The sequence below is a fragment of the Niallia sp. FSL W8-0951 genome, from assembly GCF_038006525.1.
Classification (GTDB): Bacteria; Bacillota; Bacilli; order Bacillales; family Cytobacillaceae; genus Niallia; species Niallia circulans.
In genome coordinates this window covers 824206-846592 of sequence record NZ_JBBOVK010000001.1, presented here as the reverse complement: position 1 = coordinate 846592, position 22387 = coordinate 824206, and the positions used below count along the sequence as shown (strand labels likewise).

The following is a 22387-nucleotide window of genomic DNA, read 5'->3' as shown; positions in this document are numbered from 1 at the left end:
TTTAGAAATATTCAGGTTACTTTTCTTTTTTCTTATCGTGCCTTTTCATAAAAATATTCTAAGGCGGTTTGCTTGTCTTTTTCAATTTGGGCTACTAGTTCATCTATGCCATTGAATTTTTGTTCGCTTCTAATTCGTTTATGCCATTCAACGATTACGGAATGACCATAAATATCTTGATGAAAGTCAAAAATATGGACTTCGATACTAATTTTTTTTTCATCAGGCTGGAAGGTTGGTTTTGTACCGAGGTTACATACACCCTCATACCATTGATCATTGACAAAGAATCGTACTGCATATACACCTAACGGCGGCAAAATGACATCGCTAGTTGATTTCACATTTGCAGTAGGAAAACCAATCGTTCTACCACGTTTGTCGCCATGGATGACCGTACCATTTACTGAATAGTATCTACCTAAAAGAGCAGGTACCTTTTCCATTTCGCCATTATTTATAAGAGAGCGAATTAAAGTAGAACTTACTTTCTCACCTCCAAAGGTCTCTTTCCCAATAATTGTTGTTTTGTATTTACCTCGTGAATGTATAGAAAGAGTCTCAGCTGTTCCTTGAGCTTTCTTTCCATAAGTGTAATCAAAACCAGCTACTACATGTTTCACATTTAAACCAATTAAATACAAATCAACGAATTCTTGAGGAGGTAAGCTAGCAAACTCAATCGTAAAATCGACAATAAATAAATAATCGATTCCCAAGTTTGCTAATTGTTCTACTTTCGCTTCAAAAGATGTTAAGTAATCTACTTTTTTTGTTTTTCCACCTAATACGATAGAAGGATGGGGGTCAAATGTCATCACCGCACTGCTCCATCCATTTTCATCTGCCACTCTTTTCGCTTCGCCAATGACCTTTTGATGGCCAAGATGAACTCCGTCAAAGGAACCTAATGCTATAGAAATTGGCGGATTATCATGCTCTTTATTTCGTTCTGAATGGTTTATTCTTACTATCTTCACTGTGCTACTCACCTTTTCTAACAAATTTCTTTTTTTCTCATTTGTCGTTAAACTTTCTTTCAAGGTGAACGAGAGCATCAATGGTTACTCCAAGATTTTTAATATTTTGGACGGTTTGATTAATCCTTGTTTTGCTGGATGCTGAACATATATAGCTAACGCTTCACCTGTTGTTGTTTGAATGACAATTGGTTCCTGTTCATTTAGTAGATGAGCAGGAGTTTCTAATACCGTTCCGTTTCGTACCTTCATTGCTAATGTATCATTTATTTCATATTTCGGCAAATGTAAAAGCGCGTCTTCAAGCGGATAAATAAAGTTTTTCAGCTTCCCATTTTCTACATATTCCTCTAGTTCTTCAAATGTTACACACTCTTGTTTCGTAAAGGCTGCAGAACGTGTCCGGCACAAGTCTGACATATGGGCAGGATACCCTAATTTTTCTCCAATCATAACAGCAAGTGTGCGAATATAGGTACCTTTACTACAGCTTACTTTAAAACGAAAAGATACGGTATCTCCCTGTAACACTTGCCATTCTTCGATTAATTCTAAGGAGTAAATGTTTACTTGCCTAGAAGGACGGTCAATCACAATCCCTTGTCTAGCATATTCATAAAGCCTTTTCCCATTTACTTTAACAGCAGAATACATGGGTGGTGTTTGTGTGATTTCTCCTGTTAGCTCTCGTAAAATCGCTTCTATTCTATCTCGCGTAATAATTTCCGCTACTTTTTTCTCCTCGACCTTTTCGCCAGAACGATCTTCTGTTGTTGTAGAGTACCCTATCGTTACCTCTCCTACATATTCTTTTCCTGCGTCTGTTATATATTCAGCTACTTTTGTTGCTCTTCCTAAACAAATTGGTAATACACCCGTTACATCCGGATCCAATGTTCCAGTATGACCGACTCGTTTCATATGTAAAATCTTCCGCAAACGAAAAACACAATCATGGGAAGTAAGCCCCTTAGGCTTCCATAACGGTAAAATCCCTTCCATATACCTCATCCTTTATTCATTTTATGGAAAAAAACGCTTAATCTTGAGTCCTCAATTGTAATATAATTTAAAAGTCTTTTGACTCCTGCTGGAATTGAGGGAAATCCACAGGCATAGCCGAGGAGACTCCTATCTGTCCAGCAGAAAAGCAAGTTCCTGGAGCGGAATTCAACGGGCTCCATTTCCACCGCTTATAAAAAAACTCCTATCGCCCATCCATAAGTATCATGGAAAAAGTCCGATAGGAGCAAGTTTATGTTACATCATTATCTTTCGTCATCACTGGACGGATTTTCTTTTGCGATTTGATGCAATAATGTATCAATTCTATTTCCGTAATCTATCGACTCATCAAATTCAAACGTAATTTCAGGCGTTTTGCGTAAACGAATTCTTTGTCCAATTTCAGAACGGATAAATCCTTTCGCTTTTGCCAGCCCTTTTAGTGTATTTTCCCGTTGCTCTTGGTCGCCAAGTACAGAAATATACACAGTTGCTTGTTGAAGGTCACCAGTAACATTAACATCTGTAACTGTTACGAAACCAATGCGAGGATCCTTTATCTTACGGCTAATAATCTCGCCTAGTTCCTTCTTCATTTGTTCACCAACACGATTTGGTCTTAGACTCATCGCGCAATTCACCTCATTTTTTTTAAAGCCATTCTATATCTGTTATGGTTCTCTCTATTTCAGGAAAAGAATCAATAAACTGCTGTGTCTGCTGCAGTACACCTTCAGCTGAAACTCGCGCAGAAGCAACGGTAACAACAGCAATTTTTGTTCTTTGCCAAGTATCTTGATACCCGACTTCTGAAATAGAGATATTAAATCTTTGCTTTAAGCGGGTCATAATTCTTTGCAGAACCGCCCGCTTTTCTTTTAATGAGTGGGCATCATAAATAATGCATTCCACTGACATTAATCCAACAATCATTTACGCTCAATTTCTTCCATTACATATGCTTCGATAATATCGCCTTCTTTAACATCGTTAAAGTTTTTGATGGTAATACCACATTCGTAACCTTGAGCCACTTCTTTTGCATCGTCCTTGAAACGTTTTAATGCATCGATTTCCCCTTCGAAAATAACAACACCATCACGAATCAAACGAATACCGCTGTCTCTTGTAATTTTCCCGTCCGTTACATAAGAACCTGCAATGGTACCGATTTTAGAAACCTTGAATGTTTGACGAATTTCCGCTTGACCAATAATCTTTTCTTGGAACTCAGGATCAAGCATCCCTTTCATCGCTGCTTCAATTTCTTCAATAACCTTATAGATAATACGGTGTAAGCGTACATCTACTTCTTCAGCATCTGCGGCTCTTTTTGCGTTTACGTCTGGACGTACGTTAAATCCAATTACAATCGCATTTGATGCTGCAGCAAGGGTAATATCGGATTCGTTAATCGCCCCTACACCTGTATGGATGATTTTTACGTTTACGCCTTCTACTTCGATTTTATAAAGAGCAGCTGCTAACGCTTCTGCTGAACCTTGAACATCGGCTTTAAGAACGATATTAATATCTTTCATTTCCCCTTGTTTCATATGTTCAAACAGGTTGTCTAAGCTAATTCTTGTTTTTTCAGATCTTTGCGCTTGAATCGCTTGCGTGGAACGAGCTTCCCCGATTTGTCTTGCGGTTTTCTCGTCTTTGAAAACAACAAAACGATCACCAGCTTGAGGAACATCGTTTAACCCAGTGATTTCAACTGGTGTTGATGGTCCTGCTGTTTTAACTCGGCGGCCAAGATCATTAACCATTGCACGAACACGACCAAATGTGTTCCCAACTACAATCGGATCCCCAATATGCAATGTACCATTTTGTACAAGCAATGTTGCTACCGAACCTTTTCCTTTATCTAATTGTGCTTCAATAACAGTACCAACTGCATTACGGTCTGGATTTGCTTTATACTCTTCTACTTCTCCTACTAAAAGAATCATTTCAAGCAGAGAGTCAATACCTTCACCTGTTAAAGCGGAAAGTGGAACAAAGATAGTATCCCCACCCCAAGCTTCAGGTACTAATCCATGTTCTGTTAATTCTTGCATTACGCGATCTGGATTAGCGGTTGGTTTATCCATTTTATTAACAGCAACGATAATTGGAACCTCAGCTGCTTTGGCATGGTTGATTGCTTCAATTGTTTGTGGCATAACACCATCATCAGCAGCAACAACAAGGATAGTGATATCAGTGATTTTCGCACCACGTGCACGCATTGTAGTAAAAGCTGCGTGTCCAGGTGTATCAAGGAAAGTAATTTTCTTGCCATTCTCCTCAATTTGGTATGCACCAATATGCTGGGTAATACCACCAGCTTCTCCTGCTGTTACTTTCGTATTACGTATGCTGTCAAGCAATGTTGTTTTCCCGTGGTCAACGTGTCCCATAATGGTCACAACAGATGGACGCTCTACTAATTCTGCGCCTTCTTCATCTGCAAAGTATACTTCTAGGTCTGTCGTATCGATTTGGATTTCCTCTTCGACCTCTACACCATAATCTGTACAGATTAATTCAATTGCATCTTTATCTAATTCTTGGTTGATTGTTGCCATCACACCAAGAAGGAATAATTTTTTGATGATTTCAGATGGTTCACGATGCAATTTCTTTGCTAATTCAGCAACGGTTAAAGACTCACTGAATGTAATTTTCTCTGGTAATTCTTTTTCCTTTTTCGGAGCTGGCGGTGCAGCTGGAGCAGTATTCTGCTTCCCTTTACGATTGTTGTTTCTATTTTTATTGTTGTTATTATTATTATTATTTTTTGGTTTGTTAAAACCTGGCTTATTATCTTTAGTATTTTTCACAGATTGATTTACTTTCCCCTTTTCAGCCATTTCATCGCTTTCTTTTTCATACTCGTCCGCGATATTTTTAGCAGCCACTTTTGCAGCTGGCGCTTTTGGCTTATTTTCTTCGTTCTTTTTATTATATATGCTATCTAATTTTTTTACTGCGTCCTCTTCCAGTGTAGTCATATGGTTTGAGACTTCTATGTTCATCTCTTTTAATTTTGCAATAACATCCTTGCTTGAAATGTTATATTTTTTTGCGTATTCGTATACTCGCACTTTACTCATCATTTCACCCCCGCTAGAATTAATCGAGCAGCGTTAAAAGTTTTTTTGCAAATCCATTATCCAAAACAGCGACAACCACTCGTTGTTCTTTCCCTATTGCTTTACCTAGGATTTCCCGATTTGAAACAAGCTTCACTGGTACTTTATAGGAACGACATTTATCAGTGATTTTCTTTGTCGTGTTTTGTGACGCATCTTCCGACAATAATATTAGCTTTGCATTACCGCTTCTAATTTCTTTAACGGTCAATTCCTCACCTGAGGTTATTTTCCGTGCTCGATTTGCTAAGCCAAGTAATGACATCCACTTGTTATCGTTCATTTGGATTGTCTTTGCTCCTTATCTATTAGTTCTAACAGCTCGTCATAAACTGTATCATCTACAGTAACTTCAAGCTGGCTAGAAAGAATATTCTTCTTCTTGGCTAATAGTACTGCTTCTTTATCCAATGAGAGATATGCTCCTCGACCAGATTTTTTTCCTGTTAAATCGACGGATACAACCCCTTCTTTGGAACGAACGATGCGAACTAGTTCTTTCTTCGGCTTCATTTCACCAGTAGCAACACACTTACGCATTGGTACTTTTCTTGGTTTGTTCACACACATTCACCTCTATCACTCGAAATCTTCTGTGTTTAAGCGGAAATCATCCTCTTCTTCTACTTCATCATCAAACTTAATCAATGAATTTTCAGTAGGATAAATTCCAGCTTCTCTTGCTTCTGACTCGGATTTGATATCAATTTTCCAGCCTGTCAGCTTTGCTGCCAGACGTGCATTTTGACCTCGCTTTCCGATAGCCAGCGACAACTGATAATCAGGAACAATAACCGTTGTTGCTTTATCTTCTTCGTTTACAATAACTTCTAAGACCTTTGAAGGACTAAGAGCATTTGCAACGAAAACAGTAGGGTCACTTGACCACTTAACAATATCAATCTTTTCCCCTTTTAGCTCATTAACAATCGTCTGTACACGAGTTCCTTTTGGCCCTACACATGAACCTACTGGATCTACCTCTTCGTTCTCAGAATGAACGGAAATCTTAGAACGATCTCCCGCTTCACGGGCAACTGATTTTATTTCAACTGTACCATCATAAATTTCCGGTACTTCCATCTCGAATAATCTTTTAAGTAGCCCAGGATGTGTTCTAGACACAAAGATTTGGGGACCTTTTGTTGTCTTTTCCACTTTTGTCAGGAAAACTTTGATGCGATCATGCGGTTTATAATGCTCATTCGGCATTTGTTCATTTGTAGGTAAAATCGCTTCAATTTTGCCTAAGCTGACGTAAATAAATTTACTGTCTTGGCGTTGAACAATGCCTGTCATGATATCTTCTTCGCGATCAATAAATTCAGAATAAATAATTCCTCTTTCTGCTTCGCGAACTCTTTGTGTTACTACTTGTTTAGCAGTTTGTGCCGCAATTCTGCCAAAGTCTTTTGGCGTTACTTCCAACTCTACTACATCTTCCACTTCATAGTTCGGATTAATTCTTTGTGCATCTTCTAAAGAAATTTCAAGACGTGGGTCAAACACCTCATCTACTACTTCTTTTCTAGCAAATACACGCATAGACCCAGCACCTAGATTCAAATCAATTCGTACATTTTGTGCTTGGTTAAAATTACGACGGTAAGCAGAAATCAAAGCTGCTTCCATGGCATCCATGATCACTTCACGTGATATTCCTTTTTCTTTTTCAAGTAACACTAGAGCATCAACTAATTCACTGCTCATGAGCGTGTATCCCCCTTTATTCTCTTTTATGAAAAATTATAATGATCGATTACAAAAGACATTTCATCGATTCTTTATACATTATGAAAAACTAACTGCGAGTCTTGCTTTTGCCACTTTTTCGTACGGTATCACAATTGTTTTCTTTCTAGTTTTAATTTTCACTTCAACTGTTACTGTTTTACCATCAAAAGCTGTTAAAACTCCTTCGAATGTTTTTTCCTTTTCAATCGGTTCATATGTTTTAATATAGACATTTTTCCCAATCGCTTTTTCGAAGTCTTTGTCTTTTTTTAATGGTCGCTCTGCTCCAGGTGAAGAAACCTCAAGAAAATAGTTTTCTGAAATCGGATCGACTTCATCTAACTTCTCACTAAGTTTTTCACTAACGACTGCACATTCATCAATATCTACACCTGTATCTTTGTCAATATATACCCGTAAAAACCAGTTTGGTCCCTCTTTTACATATTCGACATCTACTAATTCTAAGTGTAGTTCATCTAAAATAGGATGTACCATTTCTTCGACTATTTCTGTTACTTTGCTCAAAATTTTTCCCTCCTTAAGCAAGGAACCTTATTATGTTTTTAGAGTCAACTTAGCAGCCTGAAATATGTACTCTTTGTTGCTCATCCATCAAATCAGCGATACCCTTTCCTTTGATTTTAGGAAAAAAACCCTAATACAAACAGGAAAGAGTGGGTTGCCCCACTCTCCATTCGCGAAAGTTATCCTTAGTATTTCCAAATAAACTATACCATAACCACTTCATTTATGCAAATGAAAGTCCGTAGTTTCAAGGTTTCTTCTCTTATTAAGAAAGAGTTTTAGAATAAAGAAAGCTGGTTTTGATCTGGCATATCAGCTAAGCAACCATGATTCTCTAGATATTGCATAATTGTTTTTGATACTTTTCCACGTTGCTGTAAATCCTCTTTTGATAAGAATTCACCATCTTTTCTTGCTTCTACAATATTAATGGCAGCATTTGTCCCAAGTCCAGGAATACTGTTAAATGGCGGGATAAGAGAGTTTCCTTCAATAATAAATTCAGTAGCACTTGATTTATATAAGTCCACTTTCTTAAATGTGTATCCTCTTTCTACCATTTCAAAAGCAAGCTCCATTACCGTTAATAAGTTTTTCTCTTTCGTTGATGCATCTAACCCTTTTGCCGTAATATCATCGATTACCGCTTTAATACTATGGGATCCTTTTACCATTGCATCAATATCAAAATCATCGGCGCGAACGGTAAAATAAGCTGCATAATATAATAGGGCATGATGCACTTTAAAATAGGCAATTCTTACTGCCATTAAGACGTATGCCGCAGCATGGGCTTTAGGAAACATGTATTTTATTTTTTTACAAGAATCAATATACCATTCTGGTACTTCATTCTTTCTCATTTCCTCTTCCATTTCATCTGTAAGGCCTTTTCCTTTACGCACGCTTTCCATAATCTTGAAAGCGAAACTTGGATCAAGGCCTTGATATATCAAATAAACCATAATATCATCACGACATCCGATTACTTCACTTAAGTTACAAATATTATTATGAATAAGTTCTTGTGCATTTCCTAGCCATACATCTGTACCATGGGACAAACCAGAAATCTGTACTAATTCAGAAAAAGTTGTCGGCTTTGTATCTTCTAACATTTGTCGAACAAATTTTGTTCCAAATTCAGGGATACCAAATGTTCCCGTTTTGCAATAAATTTGTTCTGGTGTTACTCCAAGGGACTCGGTACCACTGAATATTTTCATTACTTCAGGATCATCTGTTGGAATGGTCTTTGGATCAATTCCACTTAAATCTTGAAGCATTCTAATAACAGTTGGATCATCGTGCCCTAGAATATCAAGCTTTAGAACATTGTCATGGATGGAATGGAAATCAAAATGGGTTGTTTTCCATTCAGAATTCCGATCATCTGCCGGAAATTGAATTGGCGTAAAATCGTAGACATCCATATAGTCTGGTATTACAATGATTCCCCCTGGATGCTGCCCGGTTGTACGTTTAACCCCAGTACATCCAGATGCTAATCGATCAATTTCTGCTCCGCGAATTTGTAAATTATTATCATTTTGATATGCCTTTACATAGCCGTATGCTGTTTTATCCGCAACTGTACCAATTGTACCTGCGCGATACACATACTCTTCACCAAAGAGCACTTTTGTATAGTTATGCGCTTTTGGCTGATATTCACCAGAAAAGTTCAAATCAATATCGGGAACCTTATCTCCTTTAAATCCTAGGAAAGTTTCAAATGGAATATCGTGACCATCTTTCTTCAAGCGAGCCCCACAGTTAGGACAATTTTTATCTGGCAAGTCAAAGCCAGATCCAACCGAACCATCGTTAAAAAACTCCGAGTATTTACATTCCGCACAAATATAATGTGGCGGCAATGGATTAACCTCGGTTATCTCTGTCATAGTAGCAACAAAGGAAGAACCAACAGATCCACGCGAACCTACTAGGTATCCATCATCTAACGACTTTTTCACGAGCTTATGGGAAATCAAATAAATTACGGCAAATCCATGACCGATGATACTTTTTAGTTCCTTTTCTAAGCGTGCTTCTACGATTTCAGGTAATTCATCACCATAAATACGTCTAGCCATGCCATAGCTCATTTCCCGCATCTCTTCTTCCGATCCTTCAATTTTCGGTGTATAAAGATCATCTTTGATTGGTTTAATAACATCAATCATATCGGCAATTTTATTAGTATTTGTTACAACTATCTCTTTTGCCTTTTCTTTTCCAAGGAAGCCGAAGCAGTCCAGCATTTCATTTGTTGTACGGAAATGGACATCTGGAAGCTTATGGCGATTAAGCGGATTCGCTCCACCTTGTGAACCGACTAGAATTTCTCGATAGATTTTATCGTTAGGATTCAGATAATGAACATTCCCGGTCGCAACCACTGGTATATCTAATTTATCCCCAAGTTTTACGATATTACCAATTATTTCTTCTAAGGCTTTTTCATCTTGTACTAACTCCATTTCAATTAAATGAGCGTACACCTCTTTTGGCATTACTTCTAAATAATCATAAAATGGCGCAATATCTTCTACTTCTTCTGGAGCCTTCTGCATCATTGCTTCAAAGACTTCCCCTTTATCACAAGCTGATCCTACTAACAAACCTTCCCGGTATTTTTGCAAGACTGATCTCGGAATACGAGGAACCCGATAGAAATAATTAATATGTGCAATCGAAACGAGTTTAAAGAGATTTTTAAGCCCTACCTCATTTTGCGCTAGCACTGTACAATGATATGGTCTTGCCCTTTGATAGGCATTTCCTTGTCCCATATTATCATTTAATTGATTATGATTGGTGATGCCCCTTTCAGCAGCATCTTTCAACATTTTTAAAGCGAGATATCCAGTCGCCTCAGCATCATAAATGGCGCGGTGATGCTGAGTTAATTCGATATCAAATTTTTTCGCGAGTGTATTTAAACGATGATTTTTCATTTCTGGATATAAAAATCTACCCAGTTCCAATGTATCAATGACCGCATTTGTCGATTTAGGCAGTCCTGCCTTCTGATAGCCGACATTCAAAAAGCCGACATCAAAGGATGCATTATGAGCAACTAAAATACTATCGCCTGTCCAATCCGCAAACTTGCGTAAGACAATATCAATTTCTGGTGCGCTTTCTACCATATCATCAGTAATACCTGTTAAATTAATGGTTGTCGCAGAAAGACGATGATGTGGATTGGCAAAAGATTCAAATCGATCGATAATTTCTCCATTATGGATTTTCACTGCCGCCAGTTCAATAATCGTGTTATATACAGCCGAAAGTCCAGTTGTTTCTACGTCGAATACTACATAAGTCGCATCCTCTAAATCGATATCCTTTGGATTATAAGCTATTGGTACACCGTCATCTACTAGATTCATTTCTACGCCGTAAAGAATTTTAACGTCATTTTTCTTTCCAGCACCAAAAGCTTCCGGGAATGATTGCGCAACAGCATGATCCGTGATAGCAATTGCTTTATGTCCCCATTTTTTCGCTTGGCCGACAAGAGTTGCGACAGATGAAACTGCATCCATTTGACTCATTGGTGTATGAAGATGCAACTCAACTCGTTTTTCATCCTCTTTAGCGGTATCCTTCCGCTCAACAGGCTTAATTTCATTTAAGTCATTTCCTATCATCACTAAATCGCGAACGAATGTATCATTTTGAATGCTTCCGCGCGCTCTAAGCCACATACCTTTTTTTACCAATTGAAAAAGAGCTGCATCCTCTTTGTCACGAGAGAACATTTTGACAAGGATAGAGCTTGTATAATCTGTTATTTTAAAGGTTAATAGCGTTCGTCCACTGCGCAGCTCTTTTGTTTCTGCAAAGAAGACATATCCTTGAATCGTAACACGTCTTTCTTCATCGACAATCTCTTCCATACGACGATAATCGCTATCATCCTTGATCGTTAAGCCAATTGTTAATGGACCACTTGGGATTGGCGAATCACCAGCTTCTTTTTCAGCTTCCATCTTCTGAATATCTAATAAAGCTTGTTTTCCTCTTTCCTCATCCTCTTTTTGCTTCGCAAGCAAGAATTGCTCATAATCTGAATTTGATTTTTCTGCTGCTATCTCTGTGTCTAAACTCATTGCAGGAAAACCAAAATATTGATAAGCGTCTGTAATTAAGTTCGCGTATTTACGCTTAATCGCTAAGCCTTCCATTTCATTTCTAACCTGAATTGTCAGCTTATTGCCATTTAATTGCGGCACTTGTTCATTTAATAGTTTTAATAACGGTGGAGAAATTCCTTGCATCTCCTCTATACACGCAGACCAATAGTCTCGAATTAATACATCTGTAACAATTCCATTTCTTACTCGAATATCATACGTAATAGTAGCAATATGAGAAAAACTACTTTTTAACTTGGCAGTAAATAATTGATAGACTTGAAATGGAATGATATCATCAAACAAAAAATGAAAATGCCACTTTTTGGACCGTTTTTCGACAACAATTTTTTCTATACTTGCGTTGCGAAAATGGGAAATATATGAATCATCCGTTAATTGCAATTGTTGCAGCAAAATCTGGAAACGATCTACTTTCCCCTGTATATCACTCATTTATGTCGCTCCTTCCAATCTTGCTTAATTTCTATAAAAAATATTATATCACAGAAATAAATTGTTCTTTTCCTTAATGCAGTTTAGCATACAATCTAAGCTACAAAAAGAAAAAGATTTAGCCGATTGCTAAACCTTTTTCTTTTATCCTGTTTTCGCTTATCCTGCTACTTGTGTTAAGCGGAGAATCGTAGCAGCAAGCTCACTTTCATGTACTTCCAGCATTTCTCCTGTACTTCTGACTTTCACTTCTACGATGCCTTCTCCTGCTTTTTTCCCGACAGTGACGCGAATTGGTAAACCAATTAAATCAGAATCAGCAAATTTCACGCCTGCACGCTCAGCACGGTCATCTACTAATACATCAAAACGATTAGCCTTTAATGCTGCATATAATTTTTCGGATAACTCATTTTGTGTGTCATCTTTTGTATTTACAGTAATTAAATGAATATCAAATGGCGCTACAGCATTTGGCCATACAATCCCTCTGTCATCATTAAATTGCTCCACTATCGCTGCCATCGTTCTTGACACACCAATTCCATAGCAACCCATAATAAGTGCTTGACTTCTGCCGTTTTCATCTAAATAGGTCGCACCCATTGCTTCACTATATCGAGTACCAAGCTTAAAGACATGGCCTACTTCAATGCCCTTAGCAAAAGTAATCGTGCCTTTTCCATCTGGTGAAAGGTCACCTTCTTGAATAAATCGAATATCCGCATATTGATCGACAGTAAAATCACGATCAGGATTCACATTCACATAGTGGTAATTTTCTTGGTTTGCTCCACAAACACCGTTTACAATTGCTTTCACAGCATAATCTGCAATTACTTCAACATCTTTCACGTTAATTGGACCGATTGAGCCAACCTTGCTTCCTAGCACTTCTTCCGTATCTGCATGATCTGCTAATTCTACTACATTTGCTTCTAAAAGGTTCTTCACCTTAATATCATTTACTTCGTGGTCTCCTCGAACTAATACTAGAACAAACTTCTCATCAACTTTAAATAAAAGAGATTTGATACATTTTTCTGCTGCTACGTTTAAGAAAGAAGAAACTTCTTCAATTGTTTTTTGTTCTTTTGTTTCTACTTTTTCTAATTCTTTAGCAGGCTCGTCCGTTTTATCATAGGAATTAATAACTGGAGCCATTTCAATATTTGCAGCATAATTGGATTCCGTTGAGTACGCAATCGTATCTTCTCCAACATCAGATAATACCATGAATTCATGCGTATCCTTTCCGCCCATTGCGCCACTATCTGCAATAACTGCCCGATAGTTTAAGCCGCAGCGCTCAAATATATTGCAATAAGCTTGGAAAATTGAGTCATAAACTTCTCCTAAGCTTTCATGCGAAGAATGGAAGCTGTAGGCATCTTTCATAATAAACTCTCTGCCGCGCAAAATTCCAAAACGTGGTCTTTTCTCATCTCTGAATTTCGTTTGGATTTGATAAAGCGTTAATGGCAAGCGTTTATAAGATTTCACTTCATCACGAACTAAACTAGTTATCACTTCTTCATGTGTGGCCCCAAGAGCAAATTCTCGACTATTACGGTCTTTTAAACGCATTAATTCGGGTCCATAAGTAAACCATCTGCCGGATTCTTGCCATAATTCCGCTTGCTGCAATGCAGGCATTAATAACTCCACTCCACCAGCTGCATCCATTTCTTCACGAATAATTTGTTCAATTTTCTTTATTACTTTGTTTGCTAGTGGCAAATAAGAATAGATACCACTTGCATTTTGTCTAATATATCCAGCTCTTAATAAGAGCTGATGGCTTTTAATATCTGCATCTGCTGGTACTTCTCTTAATGTTGGAATTAACATTTTACTTTGCTTCATCTATCATTGCACCTCTATTATTTATGTTGTTATTAAGTTGTTATGGTGAGATATGTTTTACATCTTTGAGTTGAGTGTCTTGTGCTGCCGCCAACTGCCTCATGCCTATTATCAAAAAAGAGTTTCCTGACAAAACAACATTCCCCTTACAATAAGGGGAATGAAAAGTATCCTACTGTATAAAAAATCGTTGGATATCATTCCAAGTGACGACAATCATCAATAACATGAGTAAGGCAAATCCAATAAAATGAACGATGCCCTCTTTTTGCCGGTCAATTGGTTTACCGCGAACCGCTTCAATAGCAAAAAACAATAGTCGCCCACCGTCTAATGCAGGTAACGGAAGAAGATTCATAATACCTAAGTTAATACTTAAAACAGCCGCCCAATTCATTAAGGAATAGACACCTGATTGAGCAACCGTATCGGTTGATTGATAAATGGCAACAGGACCACCTAAAGCATCAATCGAAAATTGACCGGTTACTAGTTTACCAACTGCTCCAAAAATTTCCTTTGTCCAATTATAGGTTTGTGCTGCACCAAATTGGATAGACTTTAATGGCGATTTTTCCATTGGGCTGTATACACCAACTAACCCAATTGTTTTTCCATCTACTTCTGTTTCCTTTGGTGTTACGTCAATTGTCATTTCTTGTCCATTACGATCGATTAAAAATTCTAGGTTCTCTCCCGGACTTTTTTGAATAATGGAAACAACTTCTTCCCAAGAACCTACAGATTGTCCGTCAATGCTGATGACATTATCGCCTTCATGCAGGCCTGCACTAATTGCAACTCCATCATCTGTTAACTTACCAAGCTTTGCTTCATTTGAAGGAATTCCTTGTATTAACGCAATCACAATAAAAATAAGAAAAGCTAACACAAAGTTCATGGCCGGACCTGCAAAAATAGCAAGTGTGCGCTGCCATAGTGACTTACTGGCAAATTGTCGATCATATGGTGCAATTTGCGTTTCGATTCCATTTTCAACAAAAACAGCATCTTTTCTTACAGAAAAAACGAGGAGATTATCTTCATTGTCTTCCTCTACATATCCTTTTACAAAAAGCTTATGTTCTAAATCAGCATCCTCTACATTAATAACACGAGCATTCGGATACTTTTCTTTATTGTTAATGATAATTTTCGTTACTTCTTCTTTATCATTAAGGATTAAGCCGATGCGATGACCAGGTTTAATATCAACCATTTCTGGATCTTCTCCAGCCATCCGCACATAACCGCCAATTGGCAGAAGACGAATCGTATAAACAGTTTCTCCCTTTTTTAAAGAAAGAACTTTAGGCCCCATTCCAATGGCGAATTCACGACATAAAATGCCCGCACGCTTAGCTAATACGAAATGCCCTAATTCGTGGAAAAAAACTAACGCACCAAAAATGATGATAAAAGCTATAACTGTATACAAAATTTTTAACCACCTTTTTATAGAAGTGTGCTTACTCTTTTTCTTGTTTCTAAGTCAATCTCTTGGATCACTTCAAGACTAGGGTTTAGTATATTCTGATGACTATTTAGTGCTTTTTCGATTAAATCTTCAATTTGTAGAAAGCTAATTTCTTGATTTAAGAATTTTTGTACTGCCACTTCATTCGCTGCATTTAATACTGTTGGTAAAGTTCCACCTGCTTTTCCAGCCTCAAAAGCAAAATGAAGACATCTAAATCTCTCTAAGTCCATAGGCTGAAAATGCAATTTTCCAATCGCAGCTAAATCTAATTTTTTCCCATTTGCTGCAGCTAGACGCTCTGGAAACGAAAGAGCATATTGAATGGGTATTCGCATATCTGGAGTACCTAATTGAGCGATTACACTACTATCATGGAATTCTACCATTGAATGAATGATACTTTCTTTATGTAGTAATACATCTATTTTCTCATATGGAAGCCCAAATAACCAGTGCGCTTCAATTACTTCTAAACCCTTATTCATCATTGTCGCCGAATCAATCGTAATTTTCGCACCCATTGACCAATTTGGATGATTTAAAGCGTCATCCACTGTCACCTGCTCTAACTCTTTTCTACTAAGATCGCGGAAACTTCCTCCAGAGGCAGTAATAATAAGGCGCTCAATATTTTTCGGGTTTTCCCCTTGTAAACATTGAAAAATAGCAGAATGCTCACTATCAACTGGTAATACAGGAACATTATATTTTGCAGCTGCATCCATTACAATATGTCCTGCAGTAACTAATGTTTCCTTATTTGCAATCGCTATAACCTTTCCCGCTTCAATTGCTTGTAACGTTGGATGTAAACCAACACTACCGATTACTGCATTTACCAGAATATCAGCTTTATCAAAAACGGCTGCTTCTATTAATCCATCCAATCCATAGCTAAAACATATATCTGGGAAGATTTGTTTTAATTGCTCATAATCTTTTTTTTCTGCAACAGATACAAGCTGCGGTCTAAATTCTTGAATGATCTTTCTGGTTAATTCTATATTTTTTCCTGATGAAAAGGCAACTAATTCAAACATATCTGGATGACTTTTAATAACATCCAAAGTTTGCATTCCAATCGATCCTGTCGCCCCTAGCAAACTAATATACTTCACTACCTCACTCCTACACCCAATATTTCCTACTATTTATTTTAAATTAAATGAAGAAAACGTTCAAAGATAAAATAAAGCAGCGGCCAGACAAAAATAAGACTGTCAAACCGATCCAGAATTCCGCCATGTCCTGGTAATAACTTTCCTGAGTCCTTCACATCATAGTGACGTTTTAACGCAGATTCTGTTAAATCACCAATTTGTCCAAAAATAGATAAGATAATGGTAGTAAAAGCAAAGCCTATAGACCATTCTATGTATCCAAACACACTAAATAGAACTCCTACTACTAAAGCACTTACTATCCCGCCAATAAATCCTTCGACTGTTTTATTTGGACTTATTTCTGGCCATAATTTTCGTTTTCCAATTGCTCTTCCGATGAAGTATGCACCAGAATCAGTGGCCCAAATGATAAATAGTGAATAAATAAGAAAAGCTAAATCCGTTTCTCTAATTTCAATAAAGAAATGGAATCCTGTTCCAATATAGATGACAGCTAGTATCGTAAAAGCAACATCATCAAATGTAAATTTATTTTTAGAAAAAACCATATAAGTTAAATAAAATAAAACAGCGATTAAGCCCAATTCTATTTTATTCATATTCCACGAACTTATATAATGATTCGGCAGAACAATCATCCATACGGTAATTAATGAAATAAATCCCGGAATAGAAAAAAATGAAATTTTTCTCATTCTAAACATTTCAAATACACCAATTCCAACTAATAGAAAAGTAAAAAGAACTAATGGTAGTTTTCCAATTAATACAAATGGTAAAAATACGGCTATTGCAATAATTGCTGTTATGATTCTTTGCTTCATCTCTAAACCAACTCTCTTCAGACTCCACCAAAACGGCGTTGTCTGTTTTGAAATTCTTCTATTGCTTCGAATAAATGTAATTCACTAAAATCTGGCCATAGTACATTCGTAAAGTATAGTTCGGAATAAGCTATTTGCCAAAGCATGAAGTTGCTTATTCTTATTTCTCCACTTGTACGAATTAATAAATCTGGCTCGATTATATCTTCTGTCATCAAATAAGAGGAAAATACTTCTTCTGTTAAGTTATCTATTTCTATTTTTCCCGTTTGACTGTCTTTTACAACATTTTTAACAGCATCTATGATTTCGGCCCTAGAACCATAATTTAAGGCAAAGTTTAAATGAAGACCTGTATTATGCTTTGTTTGTTCTACTGCTCGATTTAGGGCATTCAAAGTAGATTCTGGTAATCCTTCTGTATAGCCAATGGCTGTTACGCGAACATTTTTTTCAATTAATTCAGGTAAAAATGTACTAAGAAATTGTTCTGGAAGGGACAGAATGTAATCAACTTCCGATTTCGGCCTTTTCCAATTTTCTGTGGAAAAAGCATATAAAGTTAACACTTTGATTCCAAGATCATTTGCAATAGCTGTAATTCGTTTTACACATTTCATTCCTTCATGATGGCCTGCAATTCTAGGCAACGTTCTCTTTTTTGCCCATCTTCCATTTCCATCCATGATAATTGCAACATGTTCTGGAATTTGTCGCATTTTAAGTGCTGATATTCGGTCTTGGAAATTAGAAGAAACAGGTTTCTTCTTCCATAACCTTATTTTGTTAAACATAAAATAGCTCCTCCAAAATAGATCCCTTTTGTAACTCTCTATTCACAGTGATTATGTACGGTAAATACTATTATCTATATCTGTTTATATTATCTACTATTCAGGATAATCATTATGATAACGATATTGCCTAAACTACTAATGGTAAGGATCCACTTTTCTAATAAATTCTTTTCCATAACCTATCCAATAAAAGGATAATCAAATAAGTTCCCTTTCTATATTATAGGAAAATAGTCAACCTAAGCAACTATCAATTAAAAAACTCGTTAGTTTTCACTATTTTATGTACAAAGAATGAATATTTCAGGCTATATTTTTTATCCTTATTTTTACTAACATGAAGAAAAAAACCCCCTATAAAGTAGAGGGTTTAACTCAAGAACAATAAACTTCCTATTCAATTGAAATGTTGAAATATCCACTAAATACGTTTAGGTTATACTTCTAAAATTTCTTTTTCTTTCTCTTTTGTTAAAGCATCGACTTTATTGATGTATTCATCTGTTAATTTTTGAATGTCATCATTGTAGCCGCGAAGATCATCTTCTGTGATTTCTCCATTTTTCTCTAGCTTTTTCAAATCATCATTGCCGTCACGGCGAATATTGCGAATAGCAATTTTTGCTTCTTCTGATTCTTTTTTCACATTCTTCACTAATTCCTTACGACGCTCTTCTGTTAACATTGGAATAGAAAGACGGATAACACTACCATCATTAGAAGGATTTAAACCTATATCAGATTTAAGAATAGCTTTCTCAATATCTCCAAGAACAGTTTTATCATACGGCTGAATAACAAGTAATCTAGCCTCTGGTACACTGATACCTGCAAGTTGATTAACTGGTGTTGGAGCACCATAATAATCAACTGTAATACGATCTAATAAGGAAGCATTTGCTCTTCCAGCACGAATACTTGCAAGCTCGCGCGAATAGCTTTGAATTGCTTTATCCATTCTGTCTTTAGTATTAGCGATAACTTGTTTAGGCATTATTTTTCCCCCTCACTATTGTTCCAATTGTTTCTCCCATTACAGCTCTCTTAATATTGCCATTTTCCGTAATAGAGAATACAATTAACGGAATGTCATTGTCCATACATAATGATGAAGCGGTTGAATCCATTACAGCAAGACCATCTTTAATCACATCAAAATAAGTAAGTTCCTCGTATTTCGTAGCAGTGTTATCCACTTTCGGATCTGCAGAATATACGCCATCTACATTATTCTTCGCCATTAATATAACGTCTGCTTCAATTTCAGCAGCTCGTAAGGCAGCTGTTGTATCTGTTGAGAAATAAGGGTTTCCTGTTCCTGCTGCAAAAATCACAACACGTTTCTTCTCAAGATGTCGAATTGCACGTCTTCTAATATATGGCTCAGCTACCTGTCTCATTTCGATAGAAGATTGAACACGTGTTTCAATGCCCATTTGCTCTAAACTATCTTGAAGGGCTAATGAATTCATTACTGTAGCGAGCATTCCCATGTAATCAGCGTTGGCACGGTCCATTCCCATTTCTTCCCCAATTTTACCACGCCAAATATTTCCACCGCCGACTACTACAGCTGCTTCCACACCAAGATCAGCAACTTCCTTTACTTGCTGTGCTACGTTTTTAATGATACTTGGATTTATACCAAATCCAGCTTCACCAGCTAATGCTTCGCCACTTAATTTCAGAACAACACGTTTATATTTTGGATTACTACTCATGGAAACCTCCGCTTTATTTGTAATATCTTGAAAAATAGGGAACACCATGGTGCCCCCTATGAAAACATTAATCGATCATTTATTATTTCTTGTTAACTTGGTTCATAACTTCTTCAGCAAAGTTATCTTCACGTTTTTCGATTCCTTCTCCTACTTCGTAACGAACGAATTCACGTAAAGTTGCACCCTTAGATTCTACGAATTGGCGAACTTTTTGATCTGGGTTTTTAACAAATGATTGATCAAGTGCACAAACATCTTCAAAATATTTACCTAAGCGGCCTTCAACCATTTTTTCAACGATGTTAGCTGGTTTACCTTCGTTAAGTGCTTGTTGTGTTAATACTTCTCTCTCATGTGCCACTTCTTCTTGAGAAACTTGGTCACGAGAAACATATTTAGGGTTTAATGCAGCAATGTGCATTGCAACATCTTTAGCAGCTGATTCATCAGTAGTACCTTCTAATACAGTTAAAACACCAATGCGTCCACCCATATGAAGATAAGCACCGAAAGCATCATTATCAGTTTTTGTTTTGATTTCAAAACGACGTAAAGATAATTTTTCACCAATTTTAGCAATTGCAGCATTGATGTGTGCTTCAACAGTAGTTCCTTCTGTAATGTTGGAAGTATGTGCTTCTTCAACAGTTGCAGGTTTAGTGGCTAAGATATGGGAAGCAAGTTCTTTAACCAAAGTTTGGAAACCTTCGTTTTTCGCAACGAAATCTGTTTCAGAGTTAACTTCAAGAATTACTGCTTCATTACCTTCTACCGCGATAAAAGTTGAACCTTCAGCTGCTACACGATCTGCTTTTTTCGCAGCACTTGAAATCCCTTTTTCACGTAAGAAGTCAATCGCTTTATCTAAATCACCATTTGTTTCAGTAAGTGCTTTTTTACAATCCATCATTCCAGCACCAGTTTTTTCACGTAGTTCTTTTACCATTTGAGCTGTAACAGCCATAGTAATTTGCCTCCTTAAGGTTTATGTATTATTTTTTTATCCAATTTATCTCACTTTTAAGCAGGACGCTTGAAAAAAAGGTGATAAGAGGGATGCTCTTTATCACCTTTTCCACAAGTCCCTAACAATTACTTATTATCCATTTTAGTTTATCGATTGATCCAAAACTATTTTGTATAACAAGTCATTCGGTTCTAATTAAGCAGTTGTTACTTCTTCGCCTTGTTTAGCTTCAAGAATAGCATCTGCCATTTTTGCAGTTAATAATTTAACAGCACGGATTGCATCATCATTCGCAGGAATAACAACGTCAATTTCGTCTGGATCACAGTTAGTATCAACAATACCAACGATTGGAATATTTAATTTATGAGCTTCTGCTACTGCAATACGTTCTTTACGTGGATCTACGATGAATAGGCAGTCAGGAATTTTTTTCATATCTTTAATTCCGCCTAGGAATTTTTCTAAACGCTCAAGCTCTTTGTTTAATTGAACTACTTCTTTTTTAGGAAGTACGTCGAATGTACCGTCTTCAGCCATTCTTTCAATATCTTTCAAACGAGCAATACGTTTTTGAATTGTTTCAAAGTTAGTTAAAGTTCCACCTAACCAGCGTTGGTTAACATAGTATTGACCAGAACGGATAGCTTCCTCTTTAACTGAATCTTGTGCTTGCTTTTTAGTACCAACGAAAAGAACTGTACCGCCGTTTCCAGCTAATTCTTTCACATAGTTATAAGCTTCTTCAACCTTTTTAACTGTTTTTTGAAGGTCGATGATGTAGATGCCGTTACGCTCTGTGAAAATATATTTTTTCATTTTTGGGTTCCAACGGCGAGTTTGGTGACCGAAATGTACACCAGCTTCAAGTAATTGTTTCATTGAAATAACTGACATGTTTTTTCCTCCTAATGGTTTTGATTTCCTCCGCTTTTATCATTTTTAATCAAAACTGTAAAAATTACAGCACCAATGATTAAATCCAAAAGCGTGTGTATTAACACCATTTGTTAATATAGCATATGTATTGTGTACAATCAAGTACATTTACGAATTTTGTCTAAATTTAAGTAATAGTTCCATCTCTGTCTTTCCTTTATTTAATGCTTTTGCTATTTCTTCGATGCTCTTCCCTTCCGCCTGCATCTCTTTTGCTACTTCTACTATTGACTTTTCTTTCTGTTTTTTTTCTGGTGGCAAGATTAAATTTAATAGTTCATTGACATCTTCCTTCTCCAACCGATCCTCTTTTAGGCTATTTTCTTGTACAGAAGCAGTCACATTTTTATAAGCATCCAGCATCGCTTTATTGCCTTTTATCTCTCTTGGCTTATATTCCATCCTTTCAGCTTTATCCTTACTGTCTTCTTTTTTATCTAGTGGATTCTCATCAGCTTCAAAGCTAGTAAGTCTATTTAAAAACTGTTCATTTTCTTCTTTTATTTCTGTAATAAAAGTGGCAATCACTTCTTCCATTTCTTCTAAATTCTCTCTCTGTTCCTTTTCTAAATTTACAACGCGATTTTGTCTAACATACAAAATCACAATGCAAAGTATTGCGATTAAATTTAAAGTAATACTTAAAAAAAGTAAAAAATTAACCATTTCATCCCT

Annotated in this window: 20 protein-coding genes; all 20 read right to left on the bottom strand. The window is 36.6% G+C overall.

Annotated features, from left to right (window positions below):
* Positions 1 to 32: 32 nt before the first annotated feature.
* Entirely contained in the window at positions 33 to 980 is a 948-nt protein-coding gene (ribF, locus tag NSS71_RS03810) for a bifunctional riboflavin kinase/FAD synthetase (RefSeq protein ID WP_047940276.1), read from the bottom strand.
* A gap of 84 nt (positions 981 to 1064) precedes the next feature.
* Positions 1065 to 1982 (bottom strand): tRNA pseudouridine(55) synthase TruB, encoded by a 918-nt coding sequence (truB, locus tag NSS71_RS03805; RefSeq protein ID WP_047940042.1) that lies wholly within the window; start codon positions 1980 to 1982, stop codon positions 1065 to 1067.
* Between the two features lie 266 nt (positions 1983 to 2248).
* Complete coding sequence (gene rbfA / locus NSS71_RS03800; protein WP_047940040.1) at positions 2249 to 2614, bottom strand: 30S ribosome-binding factor RbfA; 366 nt, start codon at positions 2612 to 2614, stop codon at positions 2249 to 2251.
* A gap of 22 nt (positions 2615 to 2636) precedes the next feature.
* Positions 2637 to 2918, bottom strand: a complete 282-nt coding sequence (locus NSS71_RS03795) for a DUF503 domain-containing protein (protein WP_047940039.1) — start codon at positions 2916 to 2918, stop codon at positions 2637 to 2639.
* Positions 2915 to 5089, bottom strand: a complete 2175-nt coding sequence (infB, locus tag NSS71_RS03790; RefSeq protein ID WP_047940038.1) for a translation initiation factor IF-2 — start codon at positions 5087 to 5089, stop codon at positions 2915 to 2917. Before infB ends, NSS71_RS03795 begins: the two co-directional genes overlap by 4 nt.
* A gap of 19 nt (positions 5090 to 5108) precedes the next feature.
* On the bottom strand, positions 5109 to 5411 hold the full coding sequence (locus tag NSS71_RS03785; RefSeq protein WP_016201165.1) for a YlxQ family RNA-binding protein: 303 nt from the start codon (positions 5409 to 5411) through the stop codon (positions 5109 to 5111).
* Complete coding sequence (rnpM, locus tag NSS71_RS03780; RefSeq protein WP_047940037.1) at positions 5408 to 5692, bottom strand: RNase P modulator RnpM; 285 nt, start codon at positions 5690 to 5692, stop codon at positions 5408 to 5410. Before rnpM ends, NSS71_RS03785 begins: the two co-directional genes overlap by 4 nt.
* Before the next feature lie 15 nt (positions 5693 to 5707).
* A complete protein-coding gene (gene nusA / locus NSS71_RS03775; protein ID WP_047940036.1) occupies positions 5708 to 6838 on the bottom strand; it encodes a transcription termination factor NusA in 1131 nt (376 codons plus the stop codon).
* 81 nt (positions 6839 to 6919) lie between these two features.
* Positions 6920 to 7393 carry a ribosome maturation factor RimP gene (gene rimP / locus NSS71_RS03770; RefSeq protein WP_172866010.1) on the bottom strand — a complete coding sequence of 158 codons (474 nt, stop codon included), beginning with the start codon at positions 7391 to 7393 and terminating at the stop codon, positions 6920 to 6922.
* Between the two features lie 275 nt (positions 7394 to 7668).
* The gene (locus tag NSS71_RS03765) at positions 7669 to 11991 is read right to left on the bottom strand and encodes a PolC-type DNA polymerase III (protein ID WP_047940034.1); all 4323 of its coding nucleotides are present in this window, start codon (positions 11989 to 11991) and stop codon (positions 7669 to 7671) included.
* 159 nt (positions 11992 to 12150) lie between these two features.
* Positions 12151 to 13857 (bottom strand): proline--tRNA ligase, encoded by a 1707-nt coding sequence (locus NSS71_RS03760; protein ID WP_047940033.1) that lies wholly within the window; start codon positions 13855 to 13857, stop codon positions 12151 to 12153.
* Positions 13858 to 14029: 172 nt separating this feature from the next.
* Positions 14030 to 15295, bottom strand: coding sequence for an RIP metalloprotease RseP (gene rseP, locus NSS71_RS03755; RefSeq protein ID WP_047940032.1), 1266 nt, complete (start codon positions 15293 to 15295; stop codon positions 14030 to 14032).
* 17 nt (positions 15296 to 15312) lie between these two features.
* Positions 15313 to 16455: a 1-deoxy-D-xylulose-5-phosphate reductoisomerase gene (dxr, locus tag NSS71_RS03750; protein ID WP_047940031.1), complete on the bottom strand. Its 1143-nt coding sequence runs from the start codon at positions 16453 to 16455 to the stop codon at positions 15313 to 15315.
* A gap of 38 nt (positions 16456 to 16493) precedes the next feature.
* Positions 16494 to 17285, bottom strand: a complete 792-nt coding sequence (locus tag NSS71_RS03745; RefSeq protein WP_047940030.1) for a phosphatidate cytidylyltransferase — start codon at positions 17283 to 17285, stop codon at positions 16494 to 16496.
* Positions 17286 to 17302: 17 nt separating this feature from the next.
* Positions 17303 to 18079 (bottom strand): isoprenyl transferase, encoded by a 777-nt coding sequence (locus NSS71_RS03740; protein WP_047940029.1) that lies wholly within the window; start codon positions 18077 to 18079, stop codon positions 17303 to 17305.
* A 439-nt stretch (positions 18080 to 18518) separates the two neighbouring features.
* Complete coding sequence (gene frr, locus NSS71_RS03735; RefSeq protein WP_047940028.1) at positions 18519 to 19076, bottom strand: ribosome recycling factor; 558 nt, start codon at positions 19074 to 19076, stop codon at positions 18519 to 18521.
* The gene (pyrH, locus tag NSS71_RS03730; RefSeq protein ID WP_047940275.1) at positions 19069 to 19803 is read right to left on the bottom strand and encodes a UMP kinase; all 735 of its coding nucleotides are present in this window, start codon (positions 19801 to 19803) and stop codon (positions 19069 to 19071) included. Before pyrH ends, frr begins: the two co-directional genes overlap by 8 nt.
* Positions 19804 to 19885: 82 nt before the next feature.
* Positions 19886 to 20770: a translation elongation factor Ts gene (gene tsf / locus NSS71_RS03725; protein WP_047940027.1), complete on the bottom strand. Its 885-nt coding sequence runs from the start codon at positions 20768 to 20770 to the stop codon at positions 19886 to 19888.
* A gap of 198 nt (positions 20771 to 20968) precedes the next feature.
* The gene (rpsB, locus tag NSS71_RS03720; protein ID WP_016201151.1) at positions 20969 to 21670 is read right to left on the bottom strand and encodes a 30S ribosomal protein S2; all 702 of its coding nucleotides are present in this window, start codon (positions 21668 to 21670) and stop codon (positions 20969 to 20971) included.
* Positions 21671 to 21820: 150 nt separating this feature from the next.
* On the bottom strand, positions 21821 to 22378 hold the full coding sequence (locus tag NSS71_RS03715) for a hypothetical protein (RefSeq protein WP_061796665.1): 558 nt from the start codon (positions 22376 to 22378) through the stop codon (positions 21821 to 21823).
* Between the last annotated feature and the right edge of the window lie 9 nt (positions 22379 to 22387).

Bases quoted from the DNA above. Each gene is read 5' to 3' on its own strand.
- NSS71_RS03745 (WP_047940030.1), bottom strand. From the start codon at position 17,285: ATGAAGCAAAGAATCATAACAGCAATTATTGCAATAGCCGTATTTTTA.
- NSS71_RS03740 (WP_047940029.1), bottom strand. From the start codon at position 18,079: ATGTTTAACAAAATAAGGTTATGGAAGAAGAAACCTGTTTCTTCTAAT.
- NSS71_RS03785 (WP_016201165.1), bottom strand. From the start codon at position 5,411: ATGAACGATAACAAGTGGATGTCATTACTTGGCTTAGCAAATCGAGCA.
- NSS71_RS03760 (WP_047940033.1), bottom strand. From the start codon at position 13,857: ATGAAGCAAAGTAAAATGTTAATTCCAACATTAAGAGAAGTACCAGCA.
- frr (WP_047940028.1), bottom strand. From the start codon at position 19,076: ATGCCTAAACAAGTTATCGCTAATACTAAAGACAGAATGGATAAAGCA.
- infB (WP_047940038.1), bottom strand. From the start codon at position 5,089: ATGAGTAAAGTGCGAGTATACGAATACGCAAAAAAATATAACATTTCA.
- tsf (WP_047940027.1), bottom strand. From the start codon at position 20,770: ATGGCTGTTACAGCTCAAATGGTAAAAGAACTACGTGAAAAAACTGGT.
- truB (WP_047940042.1), bottom strand. From the start codon at position 1,982: ATGGAAGGGATTTTACCGTTATGGAAGCCTAAGGGGCTTACTTCCCAT.
- rpsB (WP_016201151.1), bottom strand. From the start codon at position 21,670: ATGTCAGTTATTTCAATGAAACAATTACTTGAAGCTGGTGTACATTTC.
- NSS71_RS03795 (WP_047940039.1), bottom strand. From the start codon at position 2,918: ATGATTGTTGGATTAATGTCAGTGGAATGCATTATTTATGATGCCCAC.
- NSS71_RS03765 (WP_047940034.1), bottom strand. From the start codon at position 11,991: ATGAGTGATATACAGGGGAAAGTAGATCGTTTCCAGATTTTGCTGCAA.
- pyrH (WP_047940275.1), bottom strand. From the start codon at position 19,803: ATGAGTAGTAATCCAAAATATAAACGTGTTGTTCTGAAATTAAGTGGC.
- NSS71_RS03715 (WP_061796665.1), bottom strand. From the start codon at position 22,378: ATGGTTAATTTTTTACTTTTTTTAAGTATTACTTTAAATTTAATCGCA.
- rbfA (WP_047940040.1), bottom strand. From the start codon at position 2,614: ATGAGTCTAAGACCAAATCGTGTTGGTGAACAAATGAAGAAGGAACTA.
- nusA (WP_047940036.1), bottom strand. From the start codon at position 6,838: ATGAGCAGTGAATTAGTTGATGCTCTAGTGTTACTTGAAAAAGAAAAA.